This window comes from Lysinibacillus sp. NPDC094403 (assembly GCF_050278745.1).
In the GTDB taxonomy this organism is placed as follows: Bacteria; Bacillota; Bacilli; order Bacillales_A; family Planococcaceae; genus Lysinibacillus.
In genome coordinates this window covers 88234-103511 of sequence record NZ_JBNNTL010000008.1, presented here as the reverse complement: position 1 = coordinate 103511, position 15278 = coordinate 88234, and the positions used below count along the sequence as shown (strand labels likewise).

Annotated in this window: 15 protein-coding genes; 2 read left to right on the top strand and 13 right to left on the bottom strand. The window is 35.2% G+C overall.

Annotated features, from left to right (window positions below):
• The first annotated feature begins 11 nt into the window (after positions 1-11).
• Entirely contained in the window at positions 12-695 is a 684-nt protein-coding gene (locus ACQKMV_RS14095; RefSeq protein WP_427504693.1) for a 2-hydroxy-3-keto-5-methylthiopentenyl-1-phosphate phosphatase, read from the top strand.
• 104 nt (positions 696-799) lie between these two features.
• Here the strand turns inward: ACQKMV_RS14095 and ACQKMV_RS14090 are convergent, their stop codons facing one another.
• From ACQKMV_RS14090 to ACQKMV_RS14065, 6 genes are all read right to left on the bottom strand, one after another.
• Positions 800-1408, bottom strand: a complete 609-nt coding sequence (locus tag ACQKMV_RS14090) for a phosphatase PAP2 family protein (RefSeq protein ID WP_427504691.1) — start codon at positions 1406-1408, stop codon at positions 800-802.
• 321 nt (positions 1409-1729) lie between these two features.
• Positions 1730-2629, bottom strand: coding sequence for a hypothetical protein (locus tag ACQKMV_RS14085; RefSeq protein WP_427504689.1), 900 nt, complete (start codon positions 2627-2629; stop codon positions 1730-1732).
• Positions 2630-3064: 435 nt separating this feature from the next.
• Positions 3065-3679 carry a response regulator gene (locus tag ACQKMV_RS14080; RefSeq protein ID WP_232733125.1) on the bottom strand — a complete coding sequence of 205 codons (615 nt, stop codon included), beginning with the start codon at positions 3677-3679 and terminating at the stop codon, positions 3065-3067.
• The gene (locus ACQKMV_RS14075; RefSeq protein ID WP_427504768.1) at positions 3663-5921 is read right to left on the bottom strand and encodes a sensor histidine kinase; all 2259 of its coding nucleotides are present in this window, start codon (positions 5919-5921) and stop codon (positions 3663-3665) included. Before ACQKMV_RS14075 ends, ACQKMV_RS14080 begins: the two co-directional genes overlap by 17 nt.
• A 35-nt stretch (positions 5922-5956) precedes the next feature.
• Complete coding sequence (gene comX, locus ACQKMV_RS14070; protein ID WP_427504688.1) at positions 5957-6115, bottom strand: competence pheromone ComX; 159 nt, start codon at positions 6113-6115, stop codon at positions 5957-5959.
• Positions 6116-6127: 12 nt separating this feature from the next.
• Complete coding sequence (locus tag ACQKMV_RS14065; RefSeq protein ID WP_427504687.1) at positions 6128-7030, bottom strand: polyprenyl synthetase family protein; 903 nt, start codon at positions 7028-7030, stop codon at positions 6128-6130.
• A 699-nt stretch (positions 7031-7729) separates the two neighbouring features.
• On the opposite strand from ACQKMV_RS14065, the gene ACQKMV_RS14060 reads away from it, so the two are divergent.
• Positions 7730-8380, top strand: a complete 651-nt coding sequence (locus ACQKMV_RS14060; RefSeq protein WP_427504685.1) for a hypothetical protein — start codon at positions 7730-7732, stop codon at positions 8378-8380.
• A 224-nt stretch (positions 8381-8604) separates the two neighbouring features.
• Here the strand turns inward: ACQKMV_RS14060 and ACQKMV_RS14055 are convergent, their stop codons facing one another.
• From ACQKMV_RS14055 to menC, 7 genes are all read right to left on the bottom strand, one after another.
• Positions 8605-8919, bottom strand: coding sequence for an antibiotic biosynthesis monooxygenase family protein (locus ACQKMV_RS14055; RefSeq protein WP_427504684.1), 315 nt, complete (start codon positions 8917-8919; stop codon positions 8605-8607).
• 1 nt (position 8920) lies between these two features.
• Positions 8921-9931, bottom strand: a complete 1011-nt coding sequence (locus ACQKMV_RS14050; RefSeq protein ID WP_427504683.1) for a siderophore ABC transporter substrate-binding protein — start codon at positions 9929-9931, stop codon at positions 8921-8923.
• Positions 9932-9989: 58 nt separating this feature from the next.
• A complete protein-coding gene (locus tag ACQKMV_RS14045) occupies positions 9990-10751 on the bottom strand; it encodes an ABC transporter ATP-binding protein (RefSeq protein WP_427425054.1) in 762 nt (253 codons plus the stop codon).
• Entirely contained in the window at positions 10748-11701 is a 954-nt protein-coding gene (locus tag ACQKMV_RS14040; protein WP_427504681.1) for an iron chelate uptake ABC transporter family permease subunit, read from the bottom strand. Before ACQKMV_RS14040 ends, ACQKMV_RS14045 begins: the two co-directional genes overlap by 4 nt.
• Positions 11694-12644, bottom strand: coding sequence for an ABC transporter permease (locus ACQKMV_RS14035; RefSeq protein ID WP_427504679.1), 951 nt, complete (start codon positions 12642-12644; stop codon positions 11694-11696). Before ACQKMV_RS14035 ends, ACQKMV_RS14040 begins: the two co-directional genes overlap by 8 nt.
• A gap of 357 nt (positions 12645-13001) precedes the next feature.
• Entirely contained in the window at positions 13002-14054 is a 1053-nt protein-coding gene (locus tag ACQKMV_RS14030; protein ID WP_427504678.1) for a YkvI family membrane protein, read from the bottom strand.
• A 106-nt stretch (positions 14055-14160) separates the two neighbouring features.
• The gene (menC, locus tag ACQKMV_RS14025) at positions 14161-15267 is read right to left on the bottom strand and encodes an o-succinylbenzoate synthase (RefSeq protein WP_427504677.1); all 1107 of its coding nucleotides are present in this window, start codon (positions 15265-15267) and stop codon (positions 14161-14163) included.
• Positions 15268-15278: the final 11 nt, after the last annotated feature.

Below are 15278 nucleotides of genomic sequence, written 5' to 3'. Positions count from 1 at the left end.
GGGGAAGTAGCTTGAAGCCAATTATTTTCTGTGATTTTGATGGCACTATAACAGAAACAGATAACATCGTCTCACTAATGACTCAATTCGTTCCAGAGGAGTCTGAGAAAATTGCTAAGGCAATGATGGAGCAAACTATAACTTTTAAAGATGGCGTTTCAGCAATGTTCGAGCTATTATCAACTAAACAAAAGGATGCTGTTATTCAATATTTATTGGATACGGCCATTATACGTGATGGCTTTGGCGATTTCGTTCGTTTTGCACAGGAGAAACATATTCCGCTTTATATAGTTAGTGGTGGTGTTGATTTTTTCATTGAGCCACTATTAAAAAAATACGGTCCATTTTCTGGTATATATTGTAACAGTGCTGATTTTTCTGGACAGCATATTAAGCTCATCTTTCCAAATAGCTGTGATGAAGAATGTGCCAAATTTGAGATACAGGGTTGTGGTTGCTGCAAGCCAAGTGTCATGCGAAAAGTTGCACAGAGCAATCATTTTAAAATCGTGATTGGAGATTCACTTTCCGATTTTGAGGCTGCAAAACAGGCAGATTTAGTACTTGCTAGGGATCATCTTATTAAACGCTGTAAAGACCTTCAACTTCCTTATAAGCCCTTTGAGACATTCTACGACTGCTTAGAAGTTGTAAAAGAGCTTATGGAAGCAGAAAAGGCTGTTTCAATGTAATTGAAAAGATTTAGAGAAATGAAGGCGGTATGTTTAAATGCCGCTCTTATTTCTACATAACAAAAGGAGCCACCTTCAATTAGATGGCTCCCTTTCCAAATTCATCATTTATTTTCCGTCTTAAAAAATCTCTTTCGACGTTCATACCAAATAACACAAATGATAAACCACGTATATCCCATACTCCATCCTGCCAATACATCTGAAGCAAAATGACGGGCGCCAGCAATTCGAGACAGACCAACAAGTACAGTTAGAACAATTGCCCCAAGCCAAAGCAATGTCTTACGTCCCTTGCTATTGTTCTCCGAAAAAATATAGGCGATTGTAAATAAATACAAGATGCCAGTCATAGCATGTCCAGAAGGAAAGCTATAGGATGTTAATTGTTCTTCTATCTCAGGTCTTGGCCGCTGCACCCATTTTTTCAATAACTGGTTAAGTACATTCCCACCTGCAACCGTTAACAAAACAAGTAATATCCCTCGGTTATTTTTTACCTTCCATGCTAAATATACTATTAAGACTATAGCTACGGACACTACAAATGCCGGTTCTCCTATATAGTGAAAAAATTCTATAAAACGATTACCGAAAAATAAATCAGCCATTTTTGTATCAAAAGTATGAATCAAATCACTTTGAAAAGTAACTCGTAACACAAAAAAGATAATGAGCGTTAATACCGCTAAAGGATATGCCCATTTTTTCATATAATACTTCACCTCAAAACCATATGCTGCTATATTTTTCACATCATATCATATTTAAGCCAGCTTGAGGTAAATTTGCTTTTTATCCCGTGAACAACTCCCAACGCAAAGAAGTTAGGTACGAGGTTAACTGCCTGTATATCCCCGATTGGTGAAACTTTACCTAACCCAGTGCGCCCCCTCTTTCCTGAGGTATAACAAATGTTTTGACTTCTGCTTTATTAAAATAATTCGAAAGAGCTAATGCAACGATAAATAAGATTGCAACGATAGGTATTATTTTTCTAAACAAAATATACACTTCCTCACCTTCAGTTTGAATTATTTTAATAACACTGGATCGAATAACCAATCCTTTGGCCCAAAGTTTTTATCCTTCTCTCCTCTTACCTCGCGAGATATATTGTTTTTAATAATTAATTCTCTAAACTTTCTACTGAACAAAGTCTTTCGATATAAATATCTTCCGTCATGGCTCCATTCCGCTGAAAAGAATACATCATTTTTTATATTGGTTAAATCTTTGCGATGATATATATCAGGACCATTGATTACCCCACTTAAACCACAACCACATGGAGGCTGTTCTGTCGCAAAATATAATTTAACTCTTTCGATACTGCTTTCTGGTAATACTTGTGTCGGTATAATTTGAAAAGCTTTTTGCTTCCCTTCTTCCGGTCCTTGATGAATAACCTCTAAAAGTTCATAGCCATTAATATCCTCTTGCTTCATTAATGTCACTAATTCCTGTGAAGCTACCCAATATCCGCTCACATGAACTAGATGACGATCTTTCATTTCTGTTGTATCTATTACTAATGGTGAAAGTTGCTCTTTTTCCATTAGTCCGCAATGCTGGCAATGGGTGCTTATAGAAAATAAAGTACCTTTATCATCTATAAACATATCAGTTGAGTTCCCCGTTGAGTTTAACGTAAACAATGGTGCTTGCTCATATTCGTAATCTGAAAAGTCAAAGTAAAAACGCTCTCCGATTGAAACGATCCCCAATTCGTGTTCCAATGATTTATATAGTTCTGCTACATGTTCATATGTTACATCTTCATTTAATGTAAAAATAGGATTGAATGATGCCTTTAATTTTCTTTTTCTTATTTCAGGTGCACCGATAAAAATACCATAGCGATTATAAACTTTAATGACTTGATCTTGACTAGATTCATCTATAGAAAATAAGTTTTCAAGTTCTACTTTCAAAATACACGCCTACCTTTATATAAAGTTTTATGGTGAAGTATGTTGACTAGCTAGTAACATTAAAAAAAATCTACAATCTCTACTTTATTCATAGATAGTCAGGCTCTTATTTTAAACGAAATCTTATATAGTAATACTTACTATAGCAAATCTACTTAACCACGATTATCTTAAGCGTACCAGTACTTACACCGATATTTCAACGTTGGGTTTACGCCAATTTTTTGGCGGTCTTCTTCTCGATTTTTGGCGTGATTTGGCGGACACACAAAAAACACCGCCAAATTTTGGCGGTGTTACATGAAAATTATAGGTATTTAGAATTGAGGTTTAGGTAAAATCAACCAAGTTAAAATACGGTATTGCAAAACCACCTAAACTCTCCCTTTTTATTGAAAAATATACCAACGAAAATAAGTATAGCATACAGACAATCTATAGTAAATTCATTCTTTCTGCAAGATTTACAGCTTCTGTCCGCGAATCTACATTCAATAAAGAAAACAGCTGAGTTAAATATCTTTCAGTTGTTCGCTGAGGAATATTTAATTCTATAGCTATCGCTTTATTCGTATGTCCTTCAGCTATTAATCTTAAAATTTTCTTTTCTTTTTCATTTAAGTGAATATCGAGTTTTGCATCTTGCAGTTTAAATTTATTATCGAGAAAATCCAAGAAGTTTTGAGGCAAAACAATTTCACCATTTGCAATGGCTCGAACAGTTCGCAAAATTTGTTCCTTAGATGCTGTTTTAGCTAAAATACCTTCTATTTTTCGTTCTAAAATAAGTGGATAATAATCAGTAATATCATCACCAGTATAAAGGATAATTGAAGCATTTGACTGGATAGCTTTAATGTTTCGTCCTAAATTAATGCCATTTTCTAACGGCATATTTATATCAATTAAGTAGATATCATATGGTTTGTTTTTAATTCTCTGAATGACATGCGTTGCATCACTTTCTGTATCAACTATAATATCTTCATTTTCTTGAAATAAATTTTTCGTTCCCTCTAACACAATAGGATGATCATCCACTATGAGCATCGTAATCAAGTGTATCACTTCCTTCTTTTACTGTAATTCTAATAGACATTCCTTCATTAACCTGTGTATCTATGTAAAACTGCCCGTTAAAGGCCTTTACACGCTCTTGCATACCTTGAATTCCCATCGATTCTGCGACAATAATATCATCAATATTACATCCTACACCATCATCCTTATAGATAATTTCGAAACCATTGTCCATTTCCAGCAGATGAATTTCAACTGTCGTTGCATAGGAATGTTTTAAAGAGTTGTTGAGTAATTCTTGAAATAATCGATAAATCATTAAATTCATACGCTCATCTTCTAAATAAAGGCGATCTATCGTATAAATTAACACAAAACTAGCTCTTTCTATTACTTTGCGAATTAGCTTTTCTAATGCAGCATTCAGCCCTAATGTATCTAATAATGGAGGCTTCAAATTTTCGCAATAAGCTCTTAAATCATGTAATGATGCAACCATCTGCTTATGAATTTTTGCAAGTTTTTGCTGGACATCTGTTGTATCCTTCGCATTGACTAGGACATCAACCTCCCGGGCAATATGGAGCTGCTCTTGCAAATTTGTATCATGTAATTCTTGAGCTAATTGATATTTTTCCTCTTCAAACCTTAACCATAATAATTTGCTTAACCAAGGTAATTGACTATCATCCGCTTGCCTCATATGCTTTAGTTCCTCTAACAGTTCTTCTACCATCTTTGTATTTTCAATAAAATTGTTTACATATAATAAGAACAATTCAAGCCATAGAAGCTCTTCATCTTTTAAATGAATCGAATTATTATGTTGCAATACTAGTGCTCTTTTATAATGAGCATCTTGATGGAGGAAGGCTAGATAGACTTGATCAAATTTTTTAATTTCCCCTATTTTTAAATCTTCCATTAACATTGGATTAATCGGAAGACTTCCCTCAACTGTTGATGTAAATTGCTTTGTGTCATAATCATAAGTTAAAACAAAGACGTGTTCGAGCTCAAGATGTAGAGAAACCTCCTGAGCGAATTTCTCTAGAAGCTCATTTATTTTTATTGTTTTACCGATTCTATCTACCGCCGTATATAATTGATGTATATAATCCCCTTTTGTCGAAAATAAAATTTTTCGTTTTCGATAATCGACTTTCTCTTTTATGTAAAAAAGAACAACTAACGATGTAAAAGTAAAAAATGAAACACCTGATATTACGGTCATCGTTAAATATTTTCCTGCAATCCAATACAATCCAACTATAAACCACAAAGTAAAAATCAATGAAAAGATTACATAATAACGTAATCTAGTAATATGATATTCGATATCAAATAGCCGCTCTGCTAATTGTGTAAAGATAAAACTAAAAGGAATAAGCAATAAGAATAAAGAGCTGGTTTCACCTGAAAGAATATACTTATCAAAAAAAATTTTAGGAAGTGAATATAAAAAAAGAAATGGCAGAAACGGTATCAATATACTACTTAACAATATTTTCAACTGAGGTGATTTATATTTGAAATAACTTAGCAATAACATAATAAGGATAATAATAAGGAGAATGAAGAAAAGGACTAATACTACATTAGAAAGAGCAACATAAGTAGCAGGATAGAAAGTGCTAATACAGCCCAGTAAAAAAGCGATTACGGGGAATATATAAAAGAATTTGATATTTTTTGTAAATACCCACTTAGTTTTTACAAATGAATAATAATCTCTTAAAAAATGCAATAATACGACTAAACATAACACCATACTACTACGATTTACGATAATCCCAATTCCATTTAATCTACTCGATACTCCACTGCTTACATAAGCTAATGAAACAGTTAGCATAAAAAGAATAAGTAAGTTAGTAAGCTTTATATTTTTTTGGTTAAAATGTAGATAGATAGTAATAAATAGCGTTAATAGATAATAACAAGCTGGAAATACTAATATATAGTAAAATTGGTGCGGGATATCTAAATGCTTGATATGTATGTCTTTTATTTCTCCATTTGGCTTCATGATTGTAATTTCATTAGCAGCTACTATTTCAGTTTTATATTTCAGCTGATTTAGATGATCCATTGGCACATCATCTACTCTTAAAATAACATCAGATGATGAAATATTTTCCCACCCTGTCCAGTCTTTATAGTAAGGTTGCGTTACCCCCCACTTGCCATCCTCTTTTTCTACCTCAATTCCTAATAACGGCCCACTATAATTCACATAATTCAGATAAATACCGATCGCTAAATAGAGCATTATAGCGGGCCAAAACAATTTACTACTCAACGATTTTAAACCCAAGCTTCACTTTTCAACTCGATTTCACTACTAAACGCATCTAAAATTGCTTTTTGTTCTACAGATGAAATTCCAATTAATGATGCTTTTTGTGCTTTTAATATAGCAATTAGGTCTGGGTTCTTTTCTAGATATTGAATTACATTAATCATACAAATCTCTCCTCATTTCATTAATTTTTTTAGGTAGTCTTTACCTACCTCATTTACAGATACATTTTCAAGAGTATTTAATGCTTTAAACTTGTAAACATTTTTAATAGTAATTGCATACCGTATTGCACCACCATTTGTCAACTCGTTTTCAGTAGCATTATTATCCAAAAATACATCTATATCGTCATTATAATAGTTTATAACAAACTTTGAAACATCATTTTTCTGTGCTAAAAGATAAATAATAGGCAATGAATATCTTTTATTTAGCAAATCGTTTTTGGGTCCCCAAGTTTTTAAACTTTGAATATCGTTTTTAATTTGTTGGATAATACCTATGTATCTCCCATACTCCTCAACCTCAGAAGATATCTCACCTTTTGCAAGCACTTCACCAATTAAGCAACCCATTGTTGTTAATGAACCCGACTTTTTTTCAATCATTTGTAAATAGGATTGCTCATCCCTACAAGTATTGAGTAAATCCAGTTGCTGACCGTTTATACTCTGCAAAGCATAATCCTCTAGTATTTGAATAGCGGTACTTTTGTGTTCAAAAGAAGTCTCACGTATAGTTCTAGAAGCCATAACTAGCATAGCTAAAGCAACATTTAATGATAGTTCAGGTGTTTTAGTCCAACTGTAGTCTGAATCATTATCCTGCAAGTCATCGATTATATCAAAGGACAAAATGAGAAGTTCAATAGCAGCGGCAACTTTATAAATGTCCTCATTCAAACAATCTGTAAATGCTTCATAATGCCAATAACATAACTTACCAAACGAATAGCCAACTGCCTTTTTTTCTTCCTTAAAACTTTTTAGCATCGACCTTAGTTCATGACCTATCAATGCCTCGTTCTCAATTAGAATGTCCAATGATTCATTAATTTGATCGTCAAGCTCCTCCAATAGTCCTCTCCCCCTTTAAGTATGTTATTAAATATTATATAGATTAATGGGAAATAATACTATATACCGAAAATTAAAGGAAATATATTACACAAAATCGTTTGAACGGGATCATCACCAAATGTTGTGGATGACATTTGTTAAAACTTATGTCATGCATATAGTTGATTGGAGTGGAGACTGGGCGACTCCTTGGGGATTAGCGTCACAGATGAGACCCTGCAGCGAAGCGAAGCGGCTCATCGAACGCCCCCAGGAAAGCGCCCAGTCGGAACGGAAATCAACCACACGTTTTGGTGATGAGCCTTTGAACGAGAATACCGCCAAATTGTGGCGGTATTTGTGATAAGGACGCCATTTTTTTGTTAAAAAATAGTGAAATAAGTGGCGGTTTTAAATAATTGACCGCCACTTTTTGGCGTAAACTCACCATTGAAATGGCGTCCTTACTGATGATACGCTTAAATTAAGGGAAATTTATATTTTTGTTCGTACTATCTTTGATAAATTCAACATTAAAAGGTTCATTACCTTAAAAATGACCGTATGCCATGTAAATAAATTGATTGGAGAGAAGGCTGGTCGACTTCTTGGAATACCCATTCGAAACGGAAATCCCCTACGTATTGTGATGAGCCTTTTTATAGGAATCATTAAATCTTTAACAAGGAAATTCTCAAAACACTGGGAGTGATTGAAATGAAAAATGAAGTAAATGAAAACATTTTAATACTTACGGCTAATTTCTCCTGCACAATTTCTGTGTCTAAAGAAGAAATCACCATTAAAAAACCTTCGAAAGAACAACAATATTTTGTGCAAATAATTATTGATGCCGAGCAACAGGCTTATCAAGAAACATTAGCAGAGTATAAAAGCAAATCTACATTTTCAAATTTTATTTGCAATACTCCTGGATTTGAGGATGCTTTTCAGCAAAAGCTGGACACTTTTATTGAACAATATGGAATTTTAAGAGTATCTGAAGATAGTCTATCTATGTTACCTTTAGTAAGTCCATTTACCTCAGGTTTGAATATACATGCACCAATAATCTATACGTCGCCAAGCTTTAGTATTATAAATGCAAGAGGCAATTGCTCCAGCACTTCATCTATTGGAAATGCTGCTAAAATTGGCGAAACAGTCGACTTGCCTGTTTATCTCTATAATTCAGAAGTAGAAATGGATATGTCCCCTTTAGGAAAGTATACTGCTATAACTGAAGCAAATTGGGCACACAAACGATTAGCTGCCACTTTTACCGGGATTTCCATTAGTGAAAATGGTATTTCTTTTAATATTACTACAGCATTTAATGCATGGAATAAAGCGAACATTAAACATTAAGAATTACGCTGCATTGGGTATGGCACGCTTATAGATTTGTGCCTCCCCCTTCTTCCTTAATACCATTCTATATGCCATTTCAATAGTTCTATTAGTCTCTTTGGCTCTCCTATCTGCAGCTTTGACTATCTATCATTCATTTCTACTGGATAATGCAAAGCTTTCAATGTTCTATTCATAAGAAAAAAGATGCCTCAAATGAACTTTGAGACACCTCTAATTTATTAACCTTTTACATAATAAACTTCTTGGCCGCTTTCGATGATATGATCAGGCTTCGATTTACCAGCATTTGCTTTATGACCAGCAATATGCTCAGGGCTCTTCTCCCAATTTTTCCATGCCTCTTCTGATTCCCATCGAACCACAATTAGCACTTCTTCATCACCACGTCGTACTTTTTTTACAAGTACTTGCTTATCTATAAAGCCTGGCTGTTGTTCAAGCAATGATGGGCCATCTTTTTTGGCGCCAAAACGCTCAACAACTTTATCCGAATTCCCTTCCGTAACGACAATACGTTTAATTTGTACAAACATATTAGTTAAACACCTTTAGAACATCTTCAACTTTTTGAGTTTCAGAAGTTAAACCGCCACCAGATAAATACCAAACTTGTGGATCTAAATAAACGATTTTACCGTTTTTCGCAGCGTTAGTAGCACCAACGATTTCGTTTTCAATCGCACCTTTTGTACCTGACTCACCATCTGGATTTACAGCAGCATCACGGTCAACTACGAATAAAACGTCTGGGTTTGTGTCACGGATATATTCGAAGCTTACATTGTCGCCATGTGTATCAACTTTAATTTTTTCATCAGCAGCTTTTACACCATATACATCATGGATAACACCGAAGCGTGAACCAGGACCATATGCAGATAATGAACCTTCAGAACCTAAAACGATTAAAGCTTTTTCTTTAGCTGAAGCTGTTTTAGCTTTAACTTCTTCTACTTTTGCTTCGTACGCAGCGAATGCATCAGCAGCTTCTTTTTCTTTACCAAAAATCTTACCAGCTAATTCAGTTTTCTCTTTGAATGATTCCATAAAGTTTGTATCATCTACACCTACAAATACAGTTGGCGCAATTTTCGATAATTCATCGTAAGCAGATGCTTGACGACCAGAGATGAAAATAATGTCTGGATTCATAGAAGAGATTGCTTCAAAAGCAGGCTCTTTTAAAGAACCAACATTTACGTAATTTTTATCAGTATATTTGCTTAAGTATTTTGGAACTGATTTTTGGGGAACACCTGCAACTTTAACACCTAAAGCATCTAAAGTATCAAGGAAACCATAATCAAATACAACAACATTTTCAGGCATTTTATCAAGAGTTACTTCTTTAAAAGTTTCTTCACCATTTTTGATAGCAGGGATTGTAAGTGGGTAAGATGTTGCTTCTTCCTTTTGCTCTTCAGCAGGCTTTTTGTCAGTTGAAGAACCCTTATCTTCTTCTTTTGCTTCGTCCTTAGAACCGCAAGCAGCTAATACTAATAGCATCATCGCCATTAATACAGTAAGTAATTTCCAATTTTTCATTGTAAAATTGCTCCTTTAAATTTATTTATTTAGATAGACAATTCCATCTATTACTTTTCTAAGAGTTAAAATACACACAAATGCGACAACCATTCTGTTCTTGCACGGGGATATCCATATCATAGATTTCCTTAAGCGCATCAGAATTGATGATGTCATTTGTAGGGCCGTCTTTGACAACACGACCATTTTTTAATGCGACAATATGATCAGAGTATACGGATGCAAAGTTAATATCGTGTAACACGATGACAACCGTTTTCCCAAGCTCATCAACGAGCTTACGCAATATTTTCATGATTTGCACAGAGTGCTTCATGTCTAAATTATTAAGTGGCTCATCAAGTAAAATATAATCTGTATCCTGTGCAATAACCATTGCGATAAATGCACGTTGACGCTGACCACCCGATAATTCATCCAAATAATTGTGCTGAATATCCTCTAAATTCATATATTGAATTGCTTCATCTATCTTTAGCTCATCCTCAGGCTTCAAATTTCCTTTCGAATACGGGAAACGCCCAAATGAAACAAGCTCACGAATTGTTAGGCGTACATTCATATAATTTGACTGTTTTAAAATGGATACTCGCTTCGCAAAATCGTCCGATTTCCAACGACGTACATCTGATTTATCGAGTAATACTTCTCCAGTGTCTGCATTAAGTAAACGGCTTACCATTGAAAGCAATGTTGATTTACCTGCGCCATTTGGTCCAATAAAAGACGTAATTTTCCCTGGTGCAACGTCGACACTGACATCTTGAATGACCGGTTTTTTCCCAAAAAACTTAGAGATTTCTTTTACTTGGATCATCCTGCTGACCTACTTTCCTTCAATAATAAGTAGATGAAGTACACGCCACCTACGAAGTTTATAATAACGCTTAGTGTTGTATCGAAATTAAAAATACGTTCGACCATCCACTGTCCACCGACTAAAGCTACAATACTCATGACACAAGAACCTGCGATTATCACAGAGTGCTTGTACGTCTTGAAAAATTGATACGATAAATTTGCCACGATTAAGCCAAAGAACGTAATTGGGCCAACAAGAGCTGTAGAAACGGCAATTAACACCGAAGATAATATGAGCATTCGCTGTACAAGCTTGTCATACGGTACCCCTAAGTTAATCGCTGTATCACGTCCAAGCGCCATTACGTCTAATTGGTTCATGTGGCGCCAGCCATAAATAAAGGTAATGATAATGACAACAGCTGCAAGCCATACTAAATCTGAATTGACATTGTTGAAGCTTGCAAACATTTTACTTTGTAAGCTTAAAAATTCATTCGGGTCTATCAACACTTGGAAGAACGTCGTTACGCTTCCTAAAAATGTTCCGACAATCATACCGACAAGCAGCAAGAAATAAATCGGACGTTTTCCTTCCTTGAACAATACACGATAAAAAATCACCGCAAAGACAACCATAGCTAAAACAGCTAGTAAGAAATTGTATTTGGCATTAATAACGAATATCGACATAGATCCAAAGAAGAAATAGATGAACGTTTGAACCATCATATATAATGCATCAAGTCCCATTACACTTGGCGTTAAAATACGGTTATGTGTAATCGTTTGAAAGACTACAGTTGAATAAGCAATCGCAATCCCCGTTAACGACATCGCTACCACTTTAATAAGGCGGCGAGGGAACGCATAATGATAGTTACCATTAAGTTCATAAAATACATACAGTAAGATAGAAATTACTGCAAGACCTAGTAAAATCAACATTTTAGTACGATTACGCATATGCTTTCCCCCTAAACAACATAATTAGGAAGATCGCACTTCCGATGACACCGACAGTCATACTAATCGGAATTTCATAAGGAAAAATCAGTACACGCCCTATAATGTCGCAGAGTAATAAGAACGACATACCCAGCAATGCTGTATGAGGCAATGTCTTAGCGAGGTTATCCCCTTTGAACAGCGAAACAATATTTGGAATGATTAAACCAAGGAACGGTATCATACCAACTGTTAGCACAACCGTCGTCGAAATAAGTGCTACTAACACTAAACCTAAATTCACAACGAATTTATAGGAAAGACCCAGATTTTTTGCAAAATCCTCACCCATTCCTGCCACTGTAAAGCGACTCGCATAAATGTAAGCTAAAATCAGCACGGGTACACTTATGTATAAAAGCTCATAACGACCTTTCATCATTAATGAAAAATCCCCCTGTAACCATGCAGAAATGTTTTGGATAATATCCGCCTTATACGCAAAGAACGTTGTAATTGAAGAAAGGATATTCCCAAACATTAAGCCAATAAGCGGAATAAAGATCGCATCTTTAAACTTTATTCGATTTAATATTTGCATAAACAATAATGTGCCGGCTAAAGCAAATATGAAAGCGAAGGATATTTTTTGAAAGTACGTGACATTTGTGAAAAACATCATCGAAATTAGTACCCCCAACTTTGTAGCATCTAATGTACCTGCTGTCGTTGGTGACACGAACTTATTCCTACTTAAGCTTTGCATAATTAAACCAGCAATACTCATACCTGCACCTGCTAACAAAATTGCTACAAGTCTCGGTATACGACTAATAAAAAATAGTCTAGTTTCTTCTGATTCGAAGTCTAATAGATCACTCGGTTTAATATCAACTACTCCGATAAATAGTGAAACTATAGACAGCACAACAGTTGCTGTTAAAAGATATCTTTTTTTCATTGTAATCCCCGGTAGATTCATTTTTGATCGTAATTCTTACTGAAAACGATTATCATTACTCACGATTCTCATTATAAGCGTGTTTTCATTCTCAGTCAACATACAATTGAGAATTATTCTCGTTTTATTCATGAATCCTTAAAAACAAGCATTCTCAACAGGATATCCACATTTTCTGTTATTCCTCAAAGTTAATTATCTCTACATTTTTTACACAAATAAAAAGGTAATTGAGAATAAAATACTAATTTTTTCTCAATTACCTTATTAAAATCTATTATGCCTCGGCATAATTGCGTCCTTAGTCGTGTGTTGTCGTCGCTTCGCCTTCGCTACCAAAACACTTGCTGAAAGAAGTTAAGCTATTCGTCGAACACCTTTTAACCATGCAAAAATAATTAAAACTATTAATATAAAACCAACATACCCCATCACAGCATATAGCTTGGCTACAAGCGTCGTAAAACCAGCAAGACTTGCTAAAAAGCCCAAACCACCAATAAAAACGGCCGTTACCTTAAAACTGGCCTTATTAGGTTTTAAAAATCTTACCATAAATGAATAGAACATCCCCACTGCTGTATTATAAATCATTCCTAATAAGGAAATGGACATCAACAGACCGATTAAAGGATGAATTTCATTTGCTAAAGCTAACATCGGTATATCCATACCAACGATTACATTCATTTTTGCAAGAAGAGACAGGTTAATAAGTAGAATTAATGCTCCGAGCAACATCCCACCAATAATGCCTCCCATCCCTGCCACTTTTTCATTGCGAATAGACCCACACATAACAGTTAAAAGCGAAAAACATACACCTATATTAAAGGACAAATACAGTAAAGCAGTAACCCACCAGCTTTTAGAGCTTACCTGTGCTTGTTGTGCAATAACAGCTTGTTCAACAAAGGTTAAATCCATCGTGGCTAATGAATAGACAGCTATTATCGATACAATTGCTAGCAAATAGGGTGTAGCAATAGCAATAATGTTTATAATACTCTTCACATTCATCATAACTGTCGCGATAGTAAGGACAATCATACAAACGCTCCCCAACCAAACTGGTAGTCCAAACATTTGATGAAACGTAGCACCCGCTCCTGCAAACATGATTACCGCTACCCCAAATAAGAAGAGCGACAGTAAATAATCCATCACCAAACCTACAGCATTACCCGAAATTTGATAAATTAAATCCTTGTGCGATGTCGTACGCAACCTTGAGCTAATTTGAGCAATGCACATTCCTACTAAAGCAAATCCAAATGTAGCAATAAGTGCACCATAAATCCCATGAAAGCCATAGCTCGTAAAATATAGTACGATTTCCTGTCCTGATGCAAATCCCGCACCGACGATAATTCCTACATAGGCACCACCGATTTGCAAACTTTTTTTCAATCAGTTCTCTCCCTGTTCATCCTATTATTAGGACTATCACCAAAACGTGTATTTACATAGTAGACGTTTTACCAAAAGTCAGCCACAACATTTGGTGATGCACCTATTATTGATAGACCTTCTTGCTGATTGTTAGCTTATCAATTATCTTCATATTAGGTGTATATCCAATTCCAATCGTTTGCGGCACACGAATATAACCACCCTCTACAATTACTTCAGGCGTAATGATATCCTCATACCAATAATGACTAGAGCCCGCAGTATCCCCAGGCAATACAAAATTAGTGAGCGATGTTAATGCAATATTATGCGCTCGTCCGATTCCCGCCTCTAACATACCGCCACACCAAACAGGAATATTATTTTCCTTACATAAATCATGAATTCTTCTTGCTTCTGTTAAACCGCCAACACGCCCTATTTTGATATTGATAACACCACAACTACCAAGCTCTATCGCTTTTCGAGCATCTTCATAGGAGGTAATGCTTTCATCTAAACAAATAGGCGTTTTTAACTTTCGCTGTAGCTTAGCATGATCGACAATATCATCTACAGCTAATGGCTGCTCAATCATTAATAGATTAAATGCGTCAAGTTGCTGCAATACATCCATATCGTTCAATGTATAAGCCGAATTAGCATCTACCATCAATGGCAAATCTGGCATTTCAGTTCGAATAGCACGAATAACTTCTACATCGTGGCCAGGCTTAATTTTCACTTTCACTCGTTTATAGCCTTTATTTACATGGCCTTTTAATAAATCAATTAATGCTTCTGTGGAAGATTGAATGCCTACGCTAACGCCTACCTCTATTTGCTTCTTATCTCCACCTAACGCTTGAGCAAGTGATTGTTTTGTTTGTTGAGCATAAATATCCCAAATAGCCCCTTCAATAGAGGACTTCGCCATACAATTGCGACGAATAGAGGAAAACAAAGCACTTACTTCGTCTGGATGCCCAATCTCTTTATGTAACAAGATAGGGATCAAAAAGTCTTCAAGCATATGCCATGTTGTTTTTAAAGTTTCCTCGGTATACCAAGGGGCTACAAAGGCTACAGCTTCTCCCCATCCTACCGTTCCTGATTGATCTATCGCCTCTATAAGCAAGAGTTCTTTTTCATCAATTGTGCCAAAACTCGTTGTAAAAGGTGCTTTCATAGGCATTTTTATATGTCTAACTGTAATCTGTTTTAGTTTCAAAAGATTTCACT